Origin of the sequence: Agathobaculum sp. (assembly GCF_050946325.1) — a bacterium.
Classification (GTDB): Bacteria; Bacillota; Clostridia; order Oscillospirales; family Butyricicoccaceae; genus Agathobaculum.
In genome coordinates this window covers 1-6,756 of the sequence record NZ_JBMNUP010000103.1, presented here as the reverse complement: position 1 = coordinate 6,756, position 6,756 = coordinate 1, and the positions used below count along the sequence as shown (strand labels likewise).

The window sequence follows — 6,756 nt, the reverse complement described above, 5'->3', positions numbered from 1 at the left end:
GTACTACCGGATCGTCTACTACATTCTCAATCTTCTGGCCCTGGCGGTACAGGTTCAGCTTCAGGCTCCGCAGCGATTCGATGTACTGCTCTCTTGTCATCATTTTGATACAGATCCTTTCTTTATGTGCGGCCTGCGGCCGCTGCCATTTTAATTTGTTTCAATTTTCCTGCACACAGCAGGGGGCACTCAGACTTCGAGCTTTTCCGCAAAGCGCTTTTCAAACTCAGCAGCAAGGGACTCGCGGAAATCCGGATGCGCAATCGCAATCAGGCGTCTTGCGCGCTCGCGCAGCGTCTGTCCCTTCAAATCGGCTACGCCATACTCGGTCACGATGTAATGTACATCGTTGCGGCTGGTCGTAATGGCAGCGCCTTCGTCCAGCTGGGCCACGATCTTGGAAACCTTGCCCTTGGCCGCAGTAGACGGGAAGGCCAGAATGGAACGGCCGCCCTTGCTCATCGCCGCGCCGCGGACAAAGTCAACCTGACCGCCAACGCCCGAAATCTGCTTTGGACCGATGCTTTCCGAGCAAACCTGACCCATCAGGTCAACCTGTACAGCCGAGTTGATGGAAACCAGATTATCGTTCTGGCAAACCACACGCGGGTCATTCACATAATCGACCGGCGCAATCATAACGTCCGGATTATGGTCAACAAAGTCATACAGGCGCTTGGTGCCCATCAGGAAGTTTGCAACAAACTTGCCCGGATGGAAATTCTTCTTCTTGTTGGTGATAACGCCGGCTTCCACCAGTTCCACAACGCCGTCCGAGAACATCTCCGAATGGATGCCCAGATCATGCTTTTCCTTCAGGAACAGCAGAACTGCGTCCGGAATTGCACCAATGCCGAGCTGCAGGCAGTCGCCATCCTGCACCAGCGATGCAACATTCTCACCGATTGCACGTTCCACATCGCCGATTTTCGGCGGAGCCAGTTCGATGACCGGCGCTTCGTGCTCAACAATGCAGTCCAGTTCTTCCACAGAAACCAGGCTGCGCTCGCCAGTCCACGGCATGCAGGGGTTGATCTGCGCAATGACCGTCTTGGCGTTCTTGACGGCGCCATAGGTATAGTCAACCGATACGCCGAGCGAGCACATACCGTTCTCGTCCGGAGGCGTAACCATAACCATCGCTACATCCGGCTTGAGGGTGGTCTCAAACAGACCGGGCACCTCATGGAAGAAGCAGGTGGTAAAGTCGCCGCGGCCGCTGTTGACCGCTTCACGCGAATTGCCGCCTACAAAAATCGCATTATGGCGGAAATTGGATGCGTACTGCGGCTGGCAGTATTCGCACTTGCCCATCGCTACCATATGTACGATTTCCACATTCTGATATGCCGCTGCATTCGCCACCATTGCGTCAATCACAAAGCTCGGCTCGCCGCAGGCATGACCGATTACGACGCGGTCACCGCTCTTGATATGCTGAACGGCCTGTTCCGCCGTCATCTTATGTTCGTTATAATATGCTTTCCAATCCATTTTCTGACCCGCCTTTAAAACGCGCTCTGATAGATTTCAAAAATTTCATCTCTGGTGAGCGGTACATAGTTATTGCCCAGCAGACGCTGCTGCGTTTCAACTACACTGTCCGCATACTTGGGCAGCTCATCCTCGGTAACACCGTACTCGCGCATCGGCTTGCGAACCAGAATGCGGTCCATCAGCGCGTACAGTTCGTCCAGCGCATTCTTTTCGTCGCAGCCCAGAACCTTCGCGATCAGCGCCTCAAGCTGGTTGAGCTTACCAACCGGCTGCTTGGCAGTGTACTTCTTGATAACAGGCGCAAACATAACCTGGTTGGACTCGCCGTGCGCTACATGGTGCGTGCCGCCGAGCGGATAGCTCAAAGCGTGTACCGCCGCGCAGCCCGCGTGGCCAAACGCAATGCCGGCATAGTTGGAAGCGCGCAGGAATTCCACAGCGTCTTCCTTCCATGCGTTCTTATCGCCCGCATCCGCCGCCTTCTTCCAGCACGGCAGAATGAGCGCCAGCGCCTGCTCAGAGAACATCTCAGAAAGCGGGCAGGCATTCGGAGACAGATAGCTCTCTACCGCATGAATCATCGCGTCGATCGAAGAGGTGGCAAATACGCCGTACGGCAGGCTCATCAGCATGCCCGGAATCAGCGCGGCTTCGTCGGCAAACATAGCCGGCGAAACGATGCCCTGCTTAACGCCCTTGGTCGTGCGGTTGATGATGGAAATGTTGGTTACTTCAGAGCCGGTGCCGCAGGTCGTCGGCACAATAACCAGCGGATGTACCTTGGTCAGGGACGTCATGCGCTCATACAGATCATCCACCTTGTCTTCGCTCTTGGCAACGGCCAGAACCTTGGCAATGTCGATAATCGTACCGCCGCCAACCGCGATAATGCGGTCATATTCCTTGGCGCGCAGCTCATCCAGAATCGCGTCAACCATAACGTCGGTCGGCTCGCCCAGGCCGAACTTTTCCTGGAACAGCGTCTGGCAGCCCAGGTTCAGCTTGGCAATGACGGGCTCATAGATATACTCGTTGGTCAAAATCAAGTCCTTTGCGCCAAGCGCCGCCTCCTTCGCAAAATCCGCAAACTCCGCGTATTCCGCAACGCTTGGTACCAGTGCAAATGCTTTCATGATATACCTCTCCCTTTTCATTTTTTACAGACAGCCGCCCTCTCTTGCTCAGAGCCGCCGTCTTGTATTCATCATTCTTTTTCCGGCATACCGTTGGGATGCAGCATCAGTTTAATGCCCTTCTGCGCTTTCATATCATTGAAAGCCTGCTCCCAGTCTTCCAGCTCATAATCCTTTGCGATAATGCCGTCCACATGAATTTTCCCCTCTACGAGCAGGGTCAGCGCCTGGTCCCAGTTTGCCGGGCGGTGCCCGAACGAACCGAACAGGCGCAGCTCACGCGATGGGAACTGCCCATAATCCAACATAACCTGCGGCTTGGTCAAGCCAACCTGCACCAGCGTACCCATATTGCGCAGCAGACCAAGTCCTGCATTGATCGCCGGCTGCGCCCCTGAGCAGTCAAATACAATATCAAAGCCGTTCGGAGCCGCTTTTGCAGCCTTTTCGGCGAAATCATCCTCCGTTGTTACCAGAACGGCGTCTGCGCCCAGACGGCTTGCCAGGGCAAGCCGCTCGCCGTCGCATCCCGTGCCCAGCACCACGGTTTTTGCGCCGCGCGCCTGCACAACCTGCGCAACCAGCTGGCCAATCGGCCCCGGCCCCATAACACCGACCGTATGCGTCGGCAAAATCTCCACATTGTCATATACGGCATGCACTGCAACCGCCAGCGGCTCACACAGCGCCGCCGTATTAAAATCCAGCCCGTCAGGCAGTTTATGTACAATCGCTTCGCGCACTTTAATCAGTTCGGCAAACGCGCCGTCCACACCGTAGCCGATAGACAGACGGCCCTTGCACATCATAAAGTGTCCGGTCTTGCAGAATTCACACTTGCCGCACACCACCTGCGGGGTTTCAGACAGCACGCGGTCGCCAGGTTTAAAATCCCGAACAGCAGAACCAACCCGTTCCACCACACCGGAAAATTCGTGTCCCAGCGTAACGGGCGGGTTACTCCATGTCAACTCGTCCCAAATTTTAACATCCGTCCCGCAAATGCCGGCGCTTTTCACGCGAATCATGACCTCGTTATCCGCCAGCTCAGGCTCCGGCCGGTCAATCAGTTCTACATTCCCAGGTCCGCGCTTCAGCTTTACCAATGCTTTCAATGCTATCCACCCGCATTCTCAACTCTGTTTATCGCTTCAAGACTTATGCTAAAATTATACGTTTCCGCATACCGTATTTCAATCCGCATATTCCACAGTAATATTTTTTATTTTTGTGCAAAATCTCAAAATTGTCGACAACCAGTGCAATTGTGTGTAGTCACCCACAACAAAGCCCCGCTGTGAAAACCACAGCGGGGCCTCTTTTCGTGCTATATGGTCATTGCAGAATTTCTTCCGGAATTGTCGTGTATCGGCTGTAAAACGACGTAATATGCTGCTGAATCGCCTCCTGCATGCGTTCTTTGTCGCCCGCTTCCAGCGCATCAACAATTTCAAAATGCTGATTCAAATGCGTCGTCTCATCCTCAATAATGCAGGGGTGATGCAGAATAATAAATTTCACACGCAGATAAATTTCATTCTGATACCGCAGCAGCAGCTTATGCCCGCCAATACGGGACAGCTCCATATGGAACTGGCAGTCCAGTTCCACGCGGCGCGTATAATCACCTTCCTGCAATGCGCGCCGGCATTCCTCGGCAATTTGCCGCAGGCGCAGAAAATCCACACGATTGCCGAACATCAGCGCAAGCCTGCCGGCCAGCTGCTCCATCGAAAGGCGAAGCGTACCAACTTCGGAAATCATTTCCGGCGTATAATCGGCCACCTGCACAAAGCGGTTAGGGTAAATTTCCACCAGCCCATAGCTCTCCATCTGCTTGAGCGCATCGCGGATGGGTGTGCGGCTGCATCCGATTTCCTCAGCCAGACGGGCTTCCCCGATCTTCTCACCCGGCATCAGTTTCTTGGTCATCAACAGGTTCAAAATATACTCGCTCACCGTCTGAGAGGGTTTTTCGGCACCTTTGCTCATAACTACACCTCCGCCAAAACTATTTTCATAATTAGTATACAATTTTTATTTCACCAATGCAATTCTTTGATTTGTACAAAATGCCATACTTTTTTTGCCAAAATTGCACAGAGCAATTTCCAAAGGTTCCAAACCGAACCGCCCTGTCTACAGCACCCTGCTGACACCGTTGATTAATGCTGCTTCCCCGCTCTCCAGCGGAATCAGCAGGCACCGCTGTCCGCCGACCAGTTCCGTGCGTACGCAGTCCGCCTTTTCTTCCGGCAACCGCAGAACAATCCGCGCCTCTCCGCCGGCCGATTCTTCCGCATCTTCCTGCCGTTCTGCCAGACGCTGCTTCAAGTCCAAAACCTTCTGCTCCAGCTCTGCCGTATGCACACGCTGCGTTCCTTCCGCCACCAATCTGCTGTCCAGCACATTGTGCGCCGCAGGCGGCATATCGCCAAAGGACTGCGCATAGCTTTTTTCAATCTGCTCCCGCACAGGCGCGGGCATGTCCACTTCGCTTATCACATCGGATACCACCTCCGCCGTCAGCGCAAACGGCGGACGATCCTCCTCTTCTTCCTGCTCGGCCACCATGCCGCTGATCGTTTTCTGGATGTGGAAAAAAGCATTTTCTGCCTTTTCTTCCTCCTCACCGAAAGCGTCCTGAATGACATGCTGGAACGTCAGCTTCTGCTCTGCCGCTGTCTGCTGCGGTGTGCAGCCAAGCACCTTTTCCACAAACTCCGGATGCGACGGTCTGCCGGTTTTGACATAATACATCACCGCATTCACATCGCTGCCGCGGCCGCTGAACGCCGGATAGACAAGGCCCAGATCCGGCAGGCCAACCACCCAGTCCCGCTCGCGCGCGCCGATGCGGTTTTCCTCCTCACGATAGCCGAGCGCGGGCTTGGCCAGTTCCACGGGGCAGACGGCGCAGAGCATGTACTCATACACCTCTGAAGACTCGTCGAGCTCCGCGTTATCTTTTGTTCTGGTCATCACATCATATACGTCATGGTATACCAGAATCAGATAGTTGCCCGGATAGGCATACTGTTCAATCACCTGTTCATACAACCGGTCAAGCAGCGCGTCATTTGTCAGTTTGCTGGATTTGAGCGCCAGCAAATACTGCTGCCGTTCCTTCGCCTGTTCGTCGCGGGCAAAGGACAGTTCCAGCAGATTGCTGCCCAAAGTACCGGAAAGCGTCTTTTTGGCAATTTCCAGATATTTATAAAACTCATCATCCTCCAGCTCGGAAAACTGCTGGCCGAACTTCAAAACGACCTGCTTGCCGCTGTTGACATAGCAGCCGCACATCCGCCCAAAGGTACACTCTGTCTTTTTCAGGCGGCGGCGCAGCTCCAGCACATCGTTTTTTGAGATATTCATATTCGTCGGGCTTCCTTTCTTTGAATTGCCTATTCAGTATACGTCACCTGCCGCAGTGAAGGCAAGCATAATTTTTCCGCATTCTGCATTTTTGTATACAAAAGCCAATAAACTGCGGCAATCCTCTGCCGCGCAAACCTTGTTGATTTTTGCCATATCCAATCCCCCCGCCGTTTGCTATAATAACCTTGATCACAAAACATTTTCGGGGGAGGATATGTTATGTCAGTCAAACACAGCCGGCTCGGCGTATTGCTGGGCAGTTTTCTTGCCGGCGCCTGCATCGCCGTGGGCGGCACCGTATTTCTTTCGGTGGAAAACAAAATCATCGGCGCGTCCCTGTTCAGCATCGGTCTGTTCTATGTGGTGTCTTATGGTCTGTGGCTGTACACCGGCCGCATCGGCTATCTGCCCGAACGGGACGGAAACTATGCCATTAACCTGCTGATTACGCTTGCCGGCAATTTCGCGGGCACCTTTTGCGTAGCCACGCTGCTGCGGCAGACCCGCGCCGCCGCTTCGCTCATTGAGCGGGCTGCCGCGCTGAGCGAAACCAAAATGGCGGACAGCCTGCTGAGCATTTTCATCCTTGCCATTTTCTGCGGCGTGCTGATGTATGTCGGCGTCAACGGTTTTGCAGTATTTGAACACGCCCTCGGCAAATACTTAAGCGTTTACCTCGCGGTCAGCGTGTTCATCCTGTGCGGCTTTGAACACTGCGTTGCCAACATGTATTATTACTCGCTCGCTG

General features: G+C 54.0%; 6 protein-coding genes. 1 reads left to right on the top strand and 5 read right to left on the bottom strand.

The features are described from left to right. Window positions 1–189: 189 nt before the first annotated feature. From ACOYIE_RS08135 to ACOYIE_RS08115, 5 genes are all read right to left on the bottom strand, one after another. Window positions 190–1,494, bottom strand: a complete 1,305-nt coding sequence (locus tag ACOYIE_RS08135; RefSeq protein WP_433412182.1) for an acetyl-CoA hydrolase/transferase family protein — start codon at window positions 1,492–1,494, stop codon at window positions 190–192. A 14-nt stretch (window positions 1,495–1,508) separates the two neighbouring features. Then, a complete protein-coding gene (locus ACOYIE_RS08130) occupies window positions 1,509–2,630 on the bottom strand; it encodes a 4-hydroxybutyrate dehydrogenase (RefSeq protein ID WP_433412180.1) in 1,122 nt (373 codons plus the stop codon). A gap of 71 nt (window positions 2,631–2,701) precedes the next feature. After that, the gene (locus ACOYIE_RS08125) at window positions 2,702–3,745 is read right to left on the bottom strand and encodes a zinc-dependent alcohol dehydrogenase (protein ID WP_433412178.1); all 1,044 of its coding nucleotides are present in this window, start codon (window positions 3,743–3,745) and stop codon (window positions 2,702–2,704) included. Between the two features lie 220 nt (window positions 3,746–3,965). Then, complete coding sequence (locus ACOYIE_RS08120) at window positions 3,966–4,622, bottom strand: GntR family transcriptional regulator (protein WP_433412176.1); 657 nt, start codon at window positions 4,620–4,622, stop codon at window positions 3,966–3,968. A 147-nt stretch (window positions 4,623–4,769) separates the two neighbouring features. Continuing rightward, the gene (locus ACOYIE_RS08115) at window positions 4,770–6,005 is read right to left on the bottom strand and encodes a DUF4317 domain-containing protein (RefSeq protein ID WP_433412174.1); all 1,236 of its coding nucleotides are present in this window, start codon (window positions 6,003–6,005) and stop codon (window positions 4,770–4,772) included. Window positions 6,006–6,227: 222 nt separating this feature from the next. Between ACOYIE_RS08115 and ACOYIE_RS08110 the strand changes: the two genes are divergently transcribed. Next, the coding region (locus ACOYIE_RS08110) for a formate/nitrite transporter family protein (protein ID WP_433412172.1) at window positions 6,228–6,756 on the top strand (529 nt) is incomplete at its 3' end.

Excerpts from the sequence above, each read along its gene's own strand:
- ACOYIE_RS08130 (WP_433412180.1), bottom strand. The coding sequence starts at position 2,630 with ATGAAAGCATTTGCACTGGTACCAAGCGTTGCGGAATACGCGGAGTTT.
- ACOYIE_RS08120 (WP_433412176.1), bottom strand. The coding sequence starts at position 4,622 with ATGAGCAAAGGTGCCGAAAAACCCTCTCAGACGGTGAGCGAGTATATT.
- ACOYIE_RS08135 (WP_433412182.1), bottom strand. The coding sequence starts at position 1,494 with ATGGATTGGAAAGCATATTATAACGAACATAAGATGACGGCGGAACAG.
- ACOYIE_RS08115 (WP_433412174.1), bottom strand. The coding sequence starts at position 6,005 with ATGAATATCTCAAAAAACGATGTGCTGGAGCTGCGCCGCCGCCTGAAA.